Origin of the sequence: Nostoc sp. (genome assembly GCF_036917315.1) — a bacterium.
Lineage (GTDB): Bacteria > Cyanobacteriota > Cyanobacteriia > Cyanobacteriales > Nostocaceae > Nostoc.
On record NZ_JBALDR010000017.1, the window covers coordinates 46085 to 61862 of the forward strand.

Annotated in this window: 14 protein-coding genes and 1 pseudogene; 8 read left to right on the forward strand and 7 right to left on the reverse strand. The window is 41.5% G+C overall.

Annotated features, from left to right (window positions below; all coding sequences use genetic code 11):
- Window positions 1-189 precede the first annotated feature (189 nt).
- Entirely contained in the window at window positions 190-1974 is a 1785-nt protein-coding gene (locus V7K84_RS09885; protein ID WP_334837698.1) for a diguanylate cyclase domain-containing protein, read from the forward strand.
- Between the two features lie 237 nt (window positions 1975-2211).
- Here V7K84_RS09885 and V7K84_RS09890 read toward each other — a convergent pair whose 3' ends face one another.
- Window positions 2212-2430 (reverse strand): Hfq-related RNA-binding protein, encoded by a 219-nt coding sequence (locus tag V7K84_RS09890; RefSeq protein ID WP_334837700.1) that lies wholly within the window; start codon window positions 2428-2430, stop codon window positions 2212-2214.
- Window positions 2431-2499: 69 nt separating this feature from the next.
- Between V7K84_RS09890 and dapF the strand changes: the two genes are divergently transcribed.
- The gene (gene dapF, locus V7K84_RS09895; RefSeq protein ID WP_334837701.1) at window positions 2500-3339 is read left to right on the forward strand and encodes a diaminopimelate epimerase; all 840 of its coding nucleotides are present in this window, start codon (window positions 2500-2502) and stop codon (window positions 3337-3339) included.
- A gap of 169 nt (window positions 3340-3508) precedes the next feature.
- Here the strand turns inward: dapF and V7K84_RS09900 are convergent, their stop codons facing one another.
- The 4 genes and pseudogenes from V7K84_RS09900 to V7K84_RS09915 all read right to left on the reverse strand — a co-directional run.
- Window positions 3509-4525: a DMT family transporter gene (locus V7K84_RS09900; RefSeq protein ID WP_334837703.1), complete on the reverse strand. Its 1017-nt coding sequence runs from the start codon at window positions 4523-4525 to the stop codon at window positions 3509-3511.
- 62 nt (window positions 4526-4587) lie between these two features.
- The gene (locus V7K84_RS09905) at window positions 4588-5226 is read right to left on the reverse strand and encodes a DNA-3-methyladenine glycosylase family protein (RefSeq protein WP_334837704.1); all 639 of its coding nucleotides are present in this window, start codon (window positions 5224-5226) and stop codon (window positions 4588-4590) included.
- Window positions 5210-6289, reverse strand: a complete 1080-nt coding sequence (gene ada / locus V7K84_RS09910; protein ID WP_334837706.1) for a bifunctional DNA-binding transcriptional regulator/O6-methylguanine-DNA methyltransferase Ada — start codon at window positions 6287-6289, stop codon at window positions 5210-5212. The genes V7K84_RS09905 and ada overlap by 17 nt, the downstream gene beginning before the upstream one ends.
- A 417-nt stretch (window positions 6290-6706) precedes the next feature.
- Window positions 6707-6880 (reverse strand): annotated as a pseudogene (locus V7K84_RS09915) (Uma2 family endonuclease); the annotation flags it as partial.
- A 70-nt stretch (window positions 6881-6950) separates the two neighbouring features.
- On the opposite strand from V7K84_RS09915, the gene V7K84_RS09920 reads away from it, so the two are divergent.
- The 3 genes from V7K84_RS09920 (at window position 6951) to V7K84_RS09930 (ending at window position 11530) form a co-directional block, all read left to right on the forward strand.
- Window positions 6951-7097, forward strand: coding sequence for a hypothetical protein (locus V7K84_RS09920; protein ID WP_190241006.1), 147 nt, complete (start codon window positions 6951-6953; stop codon window positions 7095-7097).
- On the forward strand, window positions 7088-9703 hold the full coding sequence (locus V7K84_RS09925; RefSeq protein WP_334837710.1) for a sensor histidine kinase: 2616 nt from the start codon (window positions 7088-7090) through the stop codon (window positions 9701-9703). The genes V7K84_RS09920 and V7K84_RS09925 overlap by 10 nt, the downstream gene beginning before the upstream one ends.
- 63 nt (window positions 9704-9766) lie before the next feature.
- On the forward strand, window positions 9767-11530 hold the full coding sequence (locus tag V7K84_RS09930) for a PAS domain-containing sensor histidine kinase (protein WP_334837711.1): 1764 nt from the start codon (window positions 9767-9769) through the stop codon (window positions 11528-11530).
- 3 nt (window positions 11531-11533) lie between these two features.
- Here the strand turns inward: V7K84_RS09930 and V7K84_RS09935 are convergent, their stop codons facing one another.
- Entirely contained in the window at window positions 11534-11698 is a 165-nt protein-coding gene (locus V7K84_RS09935; protein WP_334837712.1) for a hypothetical protein, read from the reverse strand.
- A gap of 201 nt (window positions 11699-11899) precedes the next feature.
- On the opposite strand from V7K84_RS09935, the gene ureE reads away from it, so the two are divergent.
- From ureE to ureG, 3 genes are read left to right on the forward strand one after another with little or no spacing between them, the layout of a single operon-like run.
- The gene (ureE, locus tag V7K84_RS09940) at window positions 11900-12346 is read left to right on the forward strand and encodes an urease accessory protein UreE (protein WP_334837713.1); all 447 of its coding nucleotides are present in this window, start codon (window positions 11900-11902) and stop codon (window positions 12344-12346) included.
- Window positions 12336-13013, forward strand: coding sequence for an urease accessory protein UreF (locus V7K84_RS09945; RefSeq protein ID WP_442940938.1), 678 nt, complete (start codon window positions 12336-12338; stop codon window positions 13011-13013). Before ureE ends, V7K84_RS09945 begins: the two co-directional genes overlap by 11 nt.
- A gap of 12 nt (window positions 13014-13025) precedes the next feature.
- Window positions 13026-13622 (forward strand): urease accessory protein UreG, encoded by a 597-nt coding sequence (gene ureG / locus V7K84_RS09950; RefSeq protein ID WP_334705728.1) that lies wholly within the window; start codon window positions 13026-13028, stop codon window positions 13620-13622.
- 65 nt (window positions 13623-13687) lie between these two features.
- Here ureG and V7K84_RS09955 read toward each other — a convergent pair whose 3' ends face one another.
- Window positions 13688-15553, reverse strand: a complete 1866-nt coding sequence (locus tag V7K84_RS09955) for an ABC transporter ATP-binding protein (RefSeq protein ID WP_334837717.1) — start codon at window positions 15551-15553, stop codon at window positions 13688-13690.
- Window positions 15554-15778: the final 225 nt, after the last annotated feature.

Below are 15778 nucleotides of genomic sequence, written 5' to 3' on the forward strand. Positions count from 1 at the left end.
AATCGCAGAAGTTTTCGGTCTACTGAATTTGATTACCTTGTTTGATAACTGAATTGATCTAAGAATTGAGCTTTACTTTTTACAAAACTTTCTTACGCGATAATAGTTATAAACTAAGAAAAACTACGTTTTTACATCGTTGTAGCTGTCTCTTTTCATCTTTAAAATATTACTGAAATTCTACTTATAATGTTGTACACAAGTTTACGTATTATTACTAGAGTATCTGCTAATTTACTCTGTAAGCTTTTAAGACAGCCTAGTGTTAGTAATTTAGAAACTCAACTCCACGATAAACAAGTTCAAATTCAGCAGCTAGAAGAGCAAGAAAGGGCGCTTTACCGAGTTATTAGCAAAATTAGAGCTTCTCTTGAATTAGAAACAATTTTTCGTACAGCTACTAAAGAAACTTGCAAGTTACTCCGTGTTGAGAGGATTGCCGTTTATCGTTTCTATGAAAACTGGGGTGGAGAATTTGTTAGCGACTTTGAGTTTGCAGAGACTGGATGGGATGATGTAGATACATTAGGAAAAAATACAGTTTGGAATGACTCTTATCTACAAGAAAATCAAGGTGGACGGTATCGTAAGAATGAAACTTTAATTGTTTCAGATGTCTACGCAGCAGGCTTGTCTCAATGCCATTTAGAAATTTTAGAACAGTTCCATATTCGAGCTTATGCAACTGCACCAATATTTGTGGGAAAAAACCTGTGGGGAGTGCTTGCAGCTTATCAGCATTCACAGCCACATGAATGGAAACAATTAGAAATTCAGTTTCTGTCTCAGATTGCAACGCAGTTAGGATTTGCAGTTAAACAAGCAGAATTTTTAGCTCAAGCAGAACAAAAAGCAGCAGAACTCTATAAAGCAAATCAGCAGCAGGAGATTCTGTTTCATTTAGTTGCTGAAATTCGTGAATCTCTGAATCTAGACACCTTGTTTAAGACTACTGTACGCGAAATTCGTAAGGCTCTCCGTAGCGATCGCGTCAGTATCTTTCGATTTGACCCGGAATCTAACTATACCTCTGGGGAATTTGTCTCTGAGAATGTATTGCCTGACTACGATTCTACACTCGCAATCAAAGTGAAAGATGATTGTTTTGGTAGAAAATATGCAGTTGCTTATCACCAAGGGCGTATACAGGTATTATCAGATATTTATCAATCTGGTCTAAAAGATTGCCACATTCAACTGTTAGAGCAATTTCAAATCAAGGCACAAATTGTTGCACCTCTAATGAAAGGAAAAACTTTATGGGGATTACTATGCGTTCATCAGTGCCATTGTTCGCGCGAGTGGAAAAAGTCGGAAATTCAATTTATCCACCAGTTAGCTGCTCAGTTTAATGTCGCTTTAGAACATTCTGAGTTATTAGAGCAATTCCGCTCTCAAGCTAATCAACTTGCTCAAGCAAACAATGCTTTAGAACTAGCAAATTCTCAGCTAGAAAAACTTAGTAAGCTAGATGCTCTAACCCAAATCGCCAACCGTCATTGTTTCGATCAGTTTTTAGAGCAGGAATGGAATCGACTAAAACTAAGTGAAAATTCTTTATCTTTAATTATATTTGATATTGACTATTTCAAGGATTATAACGATTCTTATGGACATTTAGCTGGGGATGAATGCTTAATACAAGTTGCTCATGCAGCACAATCTGTATTAAAGCGTCCTACCGATCTACTAGCTCGTTATGGTGGTGAAGAATTTATTGTAATTTTGCCAAATACGAACGAATCAGGTGCGATTAAAGTAACTAAGTTGATTCAAAAATCTATTCAAGAATTAAAGATTTCCCATAAAAAGAAAGATAATTTTCAATATTTTGTGACAGTCAGTTTAGGTGTTGCAATTCAAAGGCCAACAGATAAAAATTCACCTCAAGAATTAATTAATGCAGCTGACAAAGCTTTGTATAAAGCTAAAGAACAAGGACGCAATCGGTGGGTTTGTGCTGCAAAATTCTAAGTCCAGTGACAAAACAATTAAAAATATAAAATTCAAAATTCAAAATGAAAATTTAAATAGACAACTCGAGTTGTGGGCTTGTATCCCCCAGTAAATAAAGAATTGCTCCCAGATGCGGCGATGCACAAGGCATCTTTATTCCAAGCCCACAGTTTAAGCCGTGGGCTTGAATTTTGAATTTTTAATTCGAGTGAAGCAAGTGATAAAGCGATCGGTTGTGATGTTTCTGCCTCACTCCTAACTCACTTGCGGCTTGATGTAGGCGATCGCTTGTTTCCAAACGGTGGTTTGCTGACTGTTTTCATCCGCAATACAGATACACTGTGGATCTTGCCATACAACCTTTCCTGTGAGTACATCCTGAGTCACCAGCTTTAATTCTACTGGGGTTGTTTGTTTAATCAGGTTTTGGACTTGTCTAATACTGGGTAAAGTGGTGTCAAATTCGGTAAGCATTTTTAGTAAAGATGAACCTACAAGGCAAAATAAAGAGTAACTAATCCTTGATAATTCATCCTTGAAGAAATGGCAATCGAATTTACTAAGTATCATGGTCTAGGCAACGACTTTATTTTGATTGACAATCGCTCGTCATCTTTGCCTGTAGTGACTCCAGAGCAAGCCATTAAGTTGTGCGATCGCCATTTTGGTATCGGTGCAGATGGTGTAATTTTTGCCCTCCCTGGAGAAAACGGCACTGACTACACCATGCGGATTTTTAATTCTGATGGTTCAGAACCAGAAATGTGTGGCAATGGCATTCGCTGTTTAGCTGGCTTTTTGGCAGACTTAGAAGGCGAATCCCGAAATCAAGACTCATATCGCATTCATACTTTGGGTGGTGTAATGACTCCCCAACTCTTATCTGATGGTCAAGTTAAAGTAGACATGGGTTTACCCAGGTTACTCGCTAGCGAAATTCCGACTAATCTTGCACCCAATGAAGAAAAAGTAATTTCTCAGCCGTTAGAGGTGGCGGGGAAAACTTGGGATGTCACCTGTGTAAATATGGGAAATCCTCACTGCATTACCTTTGTGGAAGATGTCGCAGCAATTGAGTTAGAAACCATCGGCCCAAAATTTGAGCATCACCCAGTTTTCCCCCAACGCATAAATACTGAATTTATTCAAGTGGTACGCCGTGACTATTTGAAAATGCGGGTGTGGGAACGGGGTGCTGGAATTACATTAGCTTGCGGTACTGGTGCTTGTGCTTCTTTAGTAGCTGGTGTGCTAACTGGAAAATGCGATCGCACTGCGACTGTAGAATTACCAGGTGGCCCTTTGGAAATTGAATGGTCAGAAATCGACCAACGAGTTTATATGACAGGCCCGGCTGAAAAGGTATTCACTGGTAGACTGTAACCGATTTACTATTGGCATTACTCAAGTAGTAGTGCCAATAGTAAGTCTAGTGGCGGGCTGTGCGATCGAGTCGAACCCGTTTCTTATACCAATTCAATTAATGATTGCAACACGTCCTTGGGTAAAGACGCGATGAATCGCGTCTCTACAATATGGTCTATTTGTTGCATTATTTTGGGGAACTGGCGGATGAATCTATTTCTGGTGGAGATTGAATCTGGGGATTAATTTTAGATTGCACAGATTCTTTATTAGAAATTGCGAGATATATACCCCCTAAAATTAGAGTTAACCCTAACAAGTTAAAAATACTCAAGTTTTCCGAGAAAAGTATCCAAGCAAGAATCGCAACAATCACGGGATTGAGTAGTAAGAGTAAAGAGATAAATCCTGATGAAAAATTTTTGAGGCTGTATACAATTAGCCCATGACCCAAGGCTTCGCAAATAGCAGCTAGCGCAAATACTACTAACCACCCCGACAAAGTAACTGGCAAAACTTGTTTTTCCAAGATTAGCACTACTGGTATCATCAATGAAGTTGCGATCGCACAGCGCCACAGGAGGATAGCGATCATTGAAAACTTATTGCCGATCTGCTCAATAAGTAAAAAGTTTGCTGCATAAAATATCGATGATATGAGGGCAACAGCATCACCTGTAAAATTATGATTAGAACGCAACAAATCTTCAAATACAACAGCGATCGCACCGATTACGGCTAAGATCAAACCGATGATAAATTTGCGCCCAAAAATTTGATTAAAAAATAGCCATCCTCCTAAAGTAGTAAATAGCGGATTGAGGCTACCTAACGCATTAGCATTAGCAGCACCAGTCTGAGTTAGCGACCAAGTCCAAGATAATCGACCTAATACATGAACTAAACCCACTGCGATTAAAAGCGCTATCTCTTTGATTGGATAAGGCTGCTGTGGTAAGACAGGTTTATCTTCTGTAATTTGAGTCCGTACTTGGTTAATTCCACTCCATAATCCAAAGATAATAGTCGCTATCCATAAGCGATTAAATAATGTAGCAACAGCGCTCATTTCTCTAACAGCGACTTTAATAAATATTGCTGTTGAAGATAAAGCTAATAATGCAATTATTACTATGATTATCGGCAGGATTTTTGAAGTTTTATCAGAGTTTTCTGGTGTTAGGCTTAATTGATTTTCTGCCATTTAGTTTATATTTATTATACGAACCGCCAAGTGCGCCAAGTGCGCCAAGGGAGAAGTAGCAATTATTTGGGATTACTCAGGTAATAATGCCATAGAAGTCTTGCCGCAACTGCGCGCCACGGTCGCCAGTGCTGTGTCATTTCTTCTAGTTGCACTGGTGTTGGACGCGTTGCCAAGTTTTTGAGTTTTTGTAAGGCGATCGCGATCGCTAAATCTCCTTTAGGAAAGACATCAGGACGTTGTAGCGCCATGAGCAAGTAAATATCAACTGTCCAGTCTCCGATGCCTTTGAGGCGCTTTAACTCAGTTCTGATCGTAGTTTCGTCCATTGTTTGGAGCTTGGTTAGGTCAAGCTGACCAGTTGCAATAGCATTCGCCAACCCACGACAGTATAAAATCTTTTGCCGACTGAATCCAATCGCTCTTAATTGAACATCATCCAATAACAAAAAATTTTCTGGCGTCAGAGTTACAACAACCCCACAGAGTCTTGTAAATACTGCCCTTGCAGCCGCTACAGAAACTTGCTGTTCCAGAATTATACACAACAGCGTTGCAAAACCCGCTTCTCTTGACCATATAGGTGGAGGCCCCAGTGTCTCTAAAATCCGAGCCAAATCGCTATCAAGTTGGGCAAGCACCATTAAACCACGGGTAAGACTTTCTTCAGTCAGCGATTCTAGTTCAGGAGTTTGAGTCATCTTTGAGAAATTTCGATTCTTGTGTAAGCAGTTTTTGTTTGCGCTCAATTCCCCAGTGATAACCACCAAGACTGCCATCACTACGCAGCACCCGATGACACGGTACAATCAGCGCGATCGGATTAGCGCCACAAGCATTACCCACGGCGCGGACTGCTTGGGGTTTGGCAAGATTACGGGCGATATCGGCATAGGTGCGGGTTTCGCCATAAGGAATTTTTTGTAATGCTTGCCAAACCTGTTTCTGAAATGCTGTCCCACGGACATCAAGTGGTAAATCAAGATGTGCCTTGCCTCCCGCAATGAAGTCGAGGATTGCTTGTATCCAGTCTTTGTGTGTGCGATCGTCACGTATAATGTGCGCTTGGTGAAATTCCTGCTTCAAAATGTGTTCAAGCTTGTCTGCTTCATCACCTAATTTTACGGCGCAGATACCCTTCTCTGTTGTTGCCACAAGCAAATATCCTAGTGAACATGGAGCGATCGCATAAATAATGCTAATTGTCTTTCCAGCTTGTTGGTAAACTTTTGGTGTCATTCCTAATTGTTTAGGTGCTTTCTCATACAGTTGACTACTTGAACCATACCCCGTGTCGTAAACTGCATCAGCAATTTCTTCCCCCGACTGTAAACGCTGCTTCAATCGTTGGCTACGCAGCGCATCTGCATATTGAAAAGGCGATACGCCAATTATCTGCTTGAATATTCTTTGTAGGTAACTCGGACTCATTTCCACCTGAGAAGATAATTCTGAGAGGGTTGGTATGCGATCAACTTGTGCTTCAATATATCGACATACTGCTAAGATTTTGGCTGTATTTGGAACTATTTCAGATTGGGGCTGACAGCGCTTACAAGGTCGAAAACCTGCAATTTCAGCATCTTGTACCCACTGGAAGAAACAAACTTGATTCCGATTCGGTCTGCGACTAGGGCAAATAAGTCGGCAATAAATGCCTGTAGAGCGAACACCATAGAAAAACTTACCTTCAAAAGCGGAGTCTCGATTGAGAACTGCTTCCCAGAGTGTTTCTTCTAAAATTTGTGTTTGTTGTAATTGCATTCATGTCTCCTTGAATTTATTGCAAAGCATTCCCACTTTCGAGTGCCCATTATTAGTTTTTGCTTTTAGGTAAACCTAGATTAAATGTATCGAGCAACTACTTTCTATCTGATTGTTGCGTTCAAAGTTGATTATCTCAGTTTTTTAATGTACCAACTCGCTGAACGGGTGTTCATTACTCGATCTCTATTAATCCTTATTGTTGGTATATTCCCTTTTCTGCTCTGAATGACGAAATAGTTTTCAAGCAGTTTTTGGAAGTACTTAGCTGGGCTATTAGTGAAATTAAATTATCATAATTTTGTAGTATAGCAATCCTATTTGATTTGTGAGAATTGCAACCCACATATCCCCGATTTCATAAAGTTTGTTGGGGATCTTGTTGATTACGAATGATTCCGGGTAGGCAATTACTTATCAAATTTCTGCTAAATCTAAAACAAATACTGGCAAAACATCTTCTCCCAATAGAGTTTTAGGACTTTGTAAAATCTCAACTTCTCGATTAGGACGATAAATTTCTACCTGCTGCTGTCCTCTATTAATTAACCAGCCTAATCTTGCGCCATTCTTGATGTATTCCCTGTACTTAGTGTTCAAAAAAGGATTGAAACCTTTCTTTGCCTCAAAGTGACTCAGCACTCCTGAACTGATTCGCTATTTGACAAATGGTTCACCCGATTGGGTGAATGCGATCGCAGCATCCAGAACTACTCTGAAAGTAGAGCCACTTTTTCTGCTGTTAGCGATGTCTACGACGGGCTACGCCTACGCGCCGACAGCTAAAAAACTTTTACAATGGCTATGATTACCTTGAATATTATGCCAATTGCTTATATATCAAAGGGTCTAAGAGTGGATGAAATTGTAAAATCAGGGCATAAACCAGATTTTCTACCAGAGAAGATCCCTCTGTTGGAAACAGTTGCTGCCAATTTACCGGGGATGATTTTCCAAATTCTGCAACGGCAGGATGGTTCTGTATTTATCCCTTATATTAGTTCTGGTTGTAAATATTTGTATGAATTAGAACCAGAAGCTGTACAGGCAGACTTTCAGGTGTTATGTAAACTGATTCATCCACAGGATATACAAGCTTTTACAGAATCTATTGCTGTTTGTCGCAATACTGTTACACCTTGGCATTGGGAAGGTCGGATTGTTACGCCTAGTGGCAAACTGAAATGGATTCAAGGTACTTCGCAACCCGAATTACAAGAAGATGGCGATTTTCTTTGGCATGGCTTGATTATGGATATTACAGACCGAAAACAAGCCCAAGAAAAATTGCAAGAGAGTGAAGCACGGTATAAAGCAATTTTGGATGCTATCCCCGATTTGATGTTTCGCATCAGCCGCGATGGCGAGTATCTAGATTTGAAAAGTGAGGGCGCAAATATCACTCTTTCGAGAGAAGAAATAGTGGGAAAAAATCTGCAAGAGTTATTGCCGAGTGATGTTGCAGCCATTAGCCAAGTAGCGATCGCTAAAACTTTAGATTCTGGAATTTTGCAAACTTGTGAATATCAACTACCAACATCTTTGGGAATCAGAGATTATGAGGCGCGATTGGTAGTTAGTGGTACAGATGAGGTACTAGCAATTGTCCGAGATATCACAGATCGCAAACAAGGAGAAGTCGCCTTACAAAATCTTGCCCAAAAATTTGCTAAAGCTTTTAGTTGCAGCCCCGATTCAATTACCATTAGCACGCTGCAAGAAGGACGCTTTATCGAAGTTAACGACAGTTTTGTGAATCTTTCCGGTTATGGGCGAGATGAGGTAATTGGTAAAACTTCTTTTGAGTTAAATCTTTGGGTACACGATCGCGATCGCCTAAACTTAGTGCAAGAGTTGCAAAGCACGGGAGTTGCTCGTAACTTAGAAATTGAATTTCGGCAAAAGTCTGGCGAGATAATTACAACGCTGCTGTCAGCCGAAGTCATTGATTTAAATGGTATTCCTGCCATTTTAGGAGTGCATCACGACATTACAGAACGCAAACAAGTAGAAGCACAATTACGCTTTTGTGCCCAACGCGATCGCTTGTTGGCAGAAACCCTAGTAAGAATTCGATCTTCGCTTAATTTAGAGCAAATTCTTCAAACCACCGTGACAGAAGTTAGGCAATTTCTCCAAGCAGATCGAGTTTTCATTGGTTTAAATAATGCCAATTTAGGAATAAAAACTATTGCCGAATCAGTAGATCCCAAATATCCATCAGTCTCAGGTTGGTCTATTAATGATGAAGCTTATTTACAAGAATTACGAAATTTACTAAAAGATAATCTTGTGCGTGTCGTTGAAGACATAACCCAAATAGAAGCATCTCCCAAAGTAAAAGCACACTATCGAAAATTCCAAACGAAGGCTACTTTAGCTGTACCAATTATGCTAAATAACGAATTATTTGGCGCGTTAATTGCCAATCAATGCTCAGGGGCGCGTCATTGGCAGCCAATAGAAATTGATTTGTTACAGCAGATGTCAGAACAGGTAGCGATCGCGATTCAACAAAGCCAGATATGCCAAAAGCTAGCAGAACTCAACACTAATTTAGAATACCAAGTTCAAGAACGAACAGCACAGTTGCAGCAGAAAATGCAAGAAGTTGAAAAATTGCATCGCGTCAAAGATGTTGTTTTACATACAGTTGCCCACGATTTACGAACTTCCGTGATGGGTAACTTGATGGTGTTAAAGAATTTGTTAAATCAGGGAGCAGGGGAGCAGGGGAGCAGGAGGGAAATTACAGCAAGTCTTTCTCCTCTGCCCTCCATCCCCTCTGCCCCTCTGCCTCTTTCCCATGCCCAATCTTCAATTCCAATATCTCGCTCAATCATTGAGCGGATGATTCAGGGTAACGATCGCCAACTAACAATGATTAACTCATTGCTAGAAATTAATTCTTGTGAAAAACAGGGTCTTGAGATCAAAATCGAACCTGTGCAATTTAGCACCCTACTGGGAGGCACATTTTCCCAGTTGGAACCCATGCTGATACAAAATCAAGCGACTCTGAAGAACTTGGTTCCCGCAGATTTGCCGTTAGTAATGGCAGATGGGACTCGATTGCAGAAAGTTTTGGTAAATTTGATCGCACATAGCTTGCACAATAATCCACCAGGATTAAATTTTACCCTGAGTGCCACCGTTGAGGGGGGAATGATTCGCACTCAGATTCAAGATGACGGTGTGGGAATGAGTAAAGTAGAGTGCGATCGCCTTTTCGATCTCCATGTCCGCGATCCTCAAGATTGCTGCTCTACAAGCATTGGCTTAAAAATGTATCTTTGTCGGAAAGTTATTAAGGCGCATGGCGGCGAAATCGGGGTTATGAGTAACCGCAAACGTGGGTTAACTTTCTGGTTTACACTACCTTTGGCAACTTCATCCGCAACAAATCGCCCATAAATCACCAAAAAATGAGAGGGTGTTATTTATGGCAATGTTGAGTAAAGGAAACACCCTCAAGGTATGGGCAAAGTTGCTCGGATGCTAATGGCTACTCCATTTACAACAGTGCAAAGCTGGTGCAGAAAAGGTTTTTCTGCACCAACAACAGATGAAATCACTACTCTTTACAGAGCTTGGCGTAACCGTTTTTTGTGGCAGAGATTACGTTTATGGTTATGGCTGGCGCTGATCTGTCTGTTGTCTTTTACTTTGCGAGACATTTACGGACTGTTTTTTCCTTTTGCAGAGTTGCAACCGCTGCCAGAAGTACTTAGAACTCAACGCCTAGTAATTAATGTTGCAATGCTTGCAAGTATAATTATTTGCTTTGCTTTACATAAAACTAAATTAGGTCGTCATCGTCCAGATTTATTATTTTTAGGGTCTTCTTGGTCACTTAGTTTAGCGTCGCAGTTGTTTGCAACCATCAGAGGTTTTGCACTACCCGATACCATCGGCTGGTCGCTGTTGTTCTTAAGCCAAGCTGTGTTGATGCCCGTCTGCTGGATTCTTCACTTGCTGACTCAAGTGAGTGTGCTGATTTACTACTTTGGTGTGAATACCGCACTTGGACTAAAAACACCAATCCCCGACCATCCAGAAATATATAATGTAACGTTCGTTTTATACATTTTTTGGTTTTGTACTATATGTGATATCGGTGTTTATCTGTACGATCGCCTGCAACGTTCTGAATTTTTCGCTCGCCAAGAACTAGAATCTGCCTACCAAAAACTCAAGGTTGCCGAAGCTAAATATCGCAGCATTTTTGAAAACGCTGTTGAAGGGATTTTTCAAAGCAGTCCCAATGGACGTTACATTACGGCAAATCCTGCTTTAGCCAGGATTTATGGCTACTCCTTAGCGCAGGAGGTGACAGCAAATTTTACTGCTATTGAACAATTGTACGTTGACCCGAACCGTCGGGCAGAATTTGTGCGCTTGATGGAAAAGTACGGCAGCGTTTCCGAGTTCGAGTCTCAAATTTATCGCCAAGACGGGAGTATTGTCTGGATTTCCGAAAAAGCCTACGCAGTCCGTGACGAACAGGGAAAACTGCTTTACTACGAAGGTTTGATTGAAGACATTACCCAGCGCAAGCAAACTGAAGAAGAACTACGAGTATTTTTCCATGCAGTTTCTCACGACTTACGCAACCCAGTATTGGGAACTTTAATGGTGCTGAAGAATTTGCTGGCACGTCCAGAAGATAATATTTCGATTTCCCGCTCAATTTTAGAGCGGATGATTCAAAGTAGCGATCGCCAACTGAACTTAATTAATTCGTTGATGGAAACTCATATCAGCGAGGTGCAAGGTGTAGTTTTACAACGCCAACCCGTACAATTACTGGCAGTTGTCGAAGCTGCGATCGCAGATTTAGAGCCATTATTAGCACAAAATAAAGCCAAGCTCACAAATTTGGTATCCGCAGATTTGCCATTAGTGAGTGCAAATCCCATGCAACTATGGCGAGTTTTTTCTAACTTAATCGTCAATGCTCTGAAACATAATCCACCGGAATTGCTTTTGACAATCAATGCTACCTGTCAGGATGACATGATTTATTGTACTGTTACTGATAATGGCGTAGGAATTAGTCAACAACAAAGCGATCGGCTTTTTGACCTTTACTTTCGGGGTGCAAGTATCGGCAATTCTGTAAGTTTGGGATTAGGTTTGTATCTGTGTAAGCAAATCATCCATGCTCACGGTGGTGAAATTGGCGTAAACAGTGCATTGAATGCAGGGGCAACTTTCTGGTTTACATTACCTATTAACTAACTATTAGTCAACCTGCACCTTTGTTGCATTGACCTGCACCTTTGTTGCATTGACCTGCACATTTATTGCATTGACTTGCACCTTTATTACATTGACCTGCACCTTTGTTGCATTGACCTGCACCTTTATTGCATCGACCTGCACCTTTATTGCATCGACCTGCAACAATTAACTTATCGCTCTTTAATCACTATCACCAGAGAATAAAACAATAATTCTTGCTATAAAAGACTTTCATTTCAAAGAGATGATTTTAGCCATCATGTTAGAGAATCAAGCTCCAAACCCAGTTTTATATCATATCCGGGTAAAGCTATGGTGTTTAAATTAGAACCATAACGAAAAGCGGAAGATCGGGCGAGACTCTGTATGCTGACATTTACCCAACTTAAACCACCTAATGGCGATGCTGCGGTTACTTTTACTCTGGCACTGACAGCAGAAGAACGCACCCGCAGTCGTCATCGTTTTGAAACTGAAGATGGTAAGGTTGTGTTTTTACATTTACCTAGAGGAACTGTTTTACATGATGGCGACATTTTGCAAGAAGAAACCCATAGTAATTTAATTAGAATTACTGCCAAACCCGAACTAGTGTTAACTGCTTTTGCCCAAACACCACTTTTATTATTACGGGCAGCATACCATCTGGGAAATCGCCATGTACCTGTAGAAATTACTCCGACTTATTTACGCTTGTCTTCAGATTCGGTTTTACGTGCGATGTTGGAACAATTGGGGTTAGAAGTTAAAGAAGAAGTTTTACCATTTCAGCCAGAATTAGGAGCTTATGGACAACAGCATCATGCTCACTGATAGTCATCTTTTGAGTATTTTACAGTTGGCTAGCCCCGCTTTACCTGTGGGAGCATATAGTTATTCTGAAGGTTTGGAAATGCTGGTAGAAAATGGTACGATCGCTAACCACACACATCTCAAACATTGGCTAGAAGCTGAGTTGCTCTACGGGGCAATTCGGTTAGAGGCGGCGGTGATGGTACGATCGCAGCAAGCCGCAAAAATTGCTGATGTTGAGTCCCTATGCCGTTGGAATCTGTGGCTATCCGCAGCTAGGGAAACTGAAGAATTACGCGCCTCTAGTTGGCAGATGGGGCGATCGCTCATCCAATTACTTGGTAAACTAGAACCGCAGATTGTACCTATTGCCAATGCTGTTGGTAATCCTTGCAATTATGCGATCGCTTTTGGTATTGCCGTTGCCCATTGGGAAATTAATATCAAAGCCGCATTACTGGGATATCTGCACAGTTGGGCAAGTAATTTGATTACTGCTGGTGTAAAACTTATCCCCCTTGGACAAACAGCAGGACAACGGTTATTGCTAGATTTGCAACCATTACTCAGTGCTGCGGCATTAGAAATTCTAGGGTTAGAGGACGATCAACTCGCCTGTTGTAGTTGGGGTTTGTCGCTGGCAAGTATGCAGCATGAAACGCAATATACAAGGTTGTTTAGGAGTTAGGAGTTAGGAATAATGAATGCATTTCGAGTGGGAGTTGCTGGCCCGGTGGGTTCGGGAAAGACGGCTTTGGTGGATGGTTTGTGTAAGGGGTTGCGCGAGCAGTATCAGATTGCGGTAGTGACAAATGACATTTATACTCAGGAGGATGCTCAGTTTTTAGTGCGTTCTCAGGCTTTGGCTAGCGATCGCATTTTGGGTGTAGAGACTGGTGGTTGTCCTCACACTGCTATCCGCGAAGATGCTTCGATGAATTTGGCGGCAATTGAACAGTTAGAAGAACGTTTTCTCAATTTGGATTTGGTGTTTTTGGAAAGTGGCGGTGATAATTTGGCTGCTACTTTTAGTCCAGAATTAGTGGATTTAACGATTTACGTCATTGACGTTGCAGCAGGTGATAAAATTCCCCGCAAGGGTGGCCCCGGTATTACTAAATCTGACTTGTTGGTGATTAACAAAACTGACCTTGCGCCTTATGTTGGTGCAGATTTAAATGTGATGGAACGAGATGCTAAAAAAATGCGTGGTGATAAACCCTTTATTTTTACTAATTTGAAAACTCAGTCTGGACTTGCAGATGTAATTAACTTTGTTTGCACAAATATCTGTTAAAAATAATTTTATAACCCACGGAGGTGGGTAAAGTCTCGTGTAGACAGGGTTTCTAACCGCCCTTTCTATAAAGCCCTCAGATGCCGACTTCGCACGCGTTCAGCACTACCAGTAGGAATCGCAGCAATTAATTTTTGCGTGTATTCTTCTTTGGGTTCTTGGTAGATGCTTTCGGCTGTGCCTTCTTCAACAATTTGACCGCGATTCATGACTAAAATGCGATCGCTCATAAATTTCACTACACTTAAATCGTGAGAAATAAAGATATAAGTAAGCTGAAAGTCTGACTGTAATTCTTTGAGAAGATTTAATACCTGCGCCTGTACTGAAACATCCAGCGCTGAAACTGATTCATCGCAGATGATAAACTTAGGATTTAACGCCAAAGAACGGGCTATGCAAATCCGTTGGCGTTGACCGCCAGAAAACTGATGCGGATAGCGGTTAATCGCATCTGCACTCAACCCCACCCGTTCTAAAAGTTCTACTACTCGCTGGCGTCGTTGTTGCTTGCTTTTCCCAACGGCGTGAATTACCAAAGGTTCCATCACCGCATCGCCAACCTTCATCCGGGGATCGAGGGAACTAAAAGGATTTTGGAAAACTATTTGCATTTCTCGCCGCAGTTTTTGCAACGGTTCTCCTTTGAGACTGGTAATATCTTGTTTCTCAAAGATAATCTGACCACTCATCGGCTCAATTAATCGCAGCAAAGTTCTGCCAAGGGTGGTTTTGCCGCAACCAGATTCTCCCACCAAACCTAGTGTTTCCCCTGGTTTGACATCAAAGGAAACGCCATTAACTGCCATATTGTAGCGTTTTGTCCCACCAAACACCCCGCGCACTGGAAAACCAACTTTCAGGTTGCGGATTTGCAGCAGGGGTTCCAATTCATTAAAGTTTGCCAATCTCGCGGCAATCTCTTCGGTGGTGACTTCTATGGGTTGTGCGGGTTCTTTCGCTTGAATTACTACTTGTCCCGTTGCTGTCTTTTCTGCACTCATGTAGTCAGAAACAGTGAGTAATTTTTGGGGACGGCGGTTGAGCGTGGGGCGACAAGCGATCAAACCTTTAGTATATGGATGCTGGGGACTGCTAAAAATTTGCCGAGAAGTACCGGATTCGACAACTTTGCCTCTATACATCACTGCTACTTCGTCAGCAATTTCCGAAATTAGCCCCAAGTCGTGGGTGATGAAAATCATTGCCATATCACGGCTTTGCTGCAATTCTCGCAACAAGTCCAAAATTGTGGCTTGCACCGTCACATCTAAGGCTGTAGTTGGTTCATCAGCAATTAGGATTAACGGGTTACAAGAAATTGCCATTGCAATCATCACCCGTTGCAACTGACCCCCAGAAAGTTCATGAGGGTAGCGTTCTAGCATGGCTTCTTTGTGTTCTTTAACCAACTGTGACAACTTTGATGGTTCTAGTTTCGATGAAGTTTCGGTATACTGCTGTTGGATCTCCTCATCGCTAGGTAGGAGTTTTACTTCTTGTAGACCTGCGATCGCAATTTGTCTTGCTTGGGCTGCTGACACATTTTGATGTCGCACAATCGCTTCTGTGAGCTGAAACCCAATGTCATAAACTGGATTGAGCGAACTCATCGGTTCTTGAAAAATCATGGCAATGTCGCCACCCCGGTGTAACTGCATTTGCTCAGAAGGCAATTTTACCAAATCGATTGCTTTGCCATTCTCCTGCGGACGAAACCAGATTTCACCGCCAGTAACTATACCGGGAGTTTGTAACAAGCCCATCACAGCTAGGGCTGTCACCGATTTACCACTCCCCGATTCTCCTACTATTCCTAGAGTTTCACCTCGATGTAGGCTAAAGGAAATACCATCCAAAGCTCTGTTAATGTTGCCATCACCGGGAAATTCAACTTGTAAATTGCGAACCTCTAGGACAGTTTCTCTCATAGGAGTTGGGTAGGAATTCTAACTTAAAATTATTTGGATTTTAACAATAGTTTTGATATATATGTAAGTAAATTTGGTTTTTACACTCTGGTTAATGCCCTAGCCATGCTTGCGGCGGGCTACGCCTACGCTAATCCCTGCTTCTACCTTCCAGAAACATTTGCCGCCACTGAGCTTGGTATCCTATCATATTTTTGCCGAAATTGGTCAAATGTAAGAAGCTGA

Excerpts from the sequence above, each read along its gene's own strand:
- V7K84_RS09885 (WP_334837698.1), top strand. The coding sequence starts at position 190 with ATGTTGTACACAAGTTTACGTATTATTACTAGAGTATCTGCTAATTTA.
- V7K84_RS09890 (WP_334837700.1), bottom strand. The coding sequence starts at position 2,430 with ATGCTTACCGAATTTGACACCACTTTACCCAGTATTAGACAAGTCCAA.
- dapF (WP_334837701.1), top strand. The coding sequence starts at position 2,500 with ATGGCAATCGAATTTACTAAGTATCATGGTCTAGGCAACGACTTTATT.
- V7K84_RS09900 (WP_334837703.1), bottom strand. The coding sequence starts at position 4,525 with ATGGCAGAAAATCAATTAAGCCTAACACCAGAAAACTCTGATAAAACT.
- V7K84_RS09905 (WP_334837704.1), bottom strand. The coding sequence starts at position 5,226 with ATGACTCAAACTCCTGAACTAGAATCGCTGACTGAAGAAAGTCTTACC.
- ada (WP_334837706.1), bottom strand. The coding sequence starts at position 6,289 with ATGCAATTACAACAAACACAAATTTTAGAAGAAACACTCTGGGAAGCA.
- V7K84_RS09925 (WP_334837710.1), top strand. The coding sequence starts at position 7,088 with ATGGCTATGATTACCTTGAATATTATGCCAATTGCTTATATATCAAAG.
- V7K84_RS09930 (WP_334837711.1), top strand. The coding sequence starts at position 9,767 with ATGGGCAAAGTTGCTCGGATGCTAATGGCTACTCCATTTACAACAGTG.
- ureE (WP_334837713.1), top strand. The coding sequence starts at position 11,900 with ATGCTGACATTTACCCAACTTAAACCACCTAATGGCGATGCTGCGGTT.
- V7K84_RS09945 (WP_442940938.1), top strand. The coding sequence starts at position 12,336 with ATGCTCACTGATAGTCATCTTTTGAGTATTTTACAGTTGGCTAGCCCC.
- ureG (WP_334705728.1), top strand. The coding sequence starts at position 13,026 with ATGAATGCATTTCGAGTGGGAGTTGCTGGCCCGGTGGGTTCGGGAAAG.
- V7K84_RS09955 (WP_334837717.1), bottom strand. The coding sequence starts at position 15,553 with ATGAGAGAAACTGTCCTAGAGGTTCGCAATTTACAAGTTGAATTTCCC.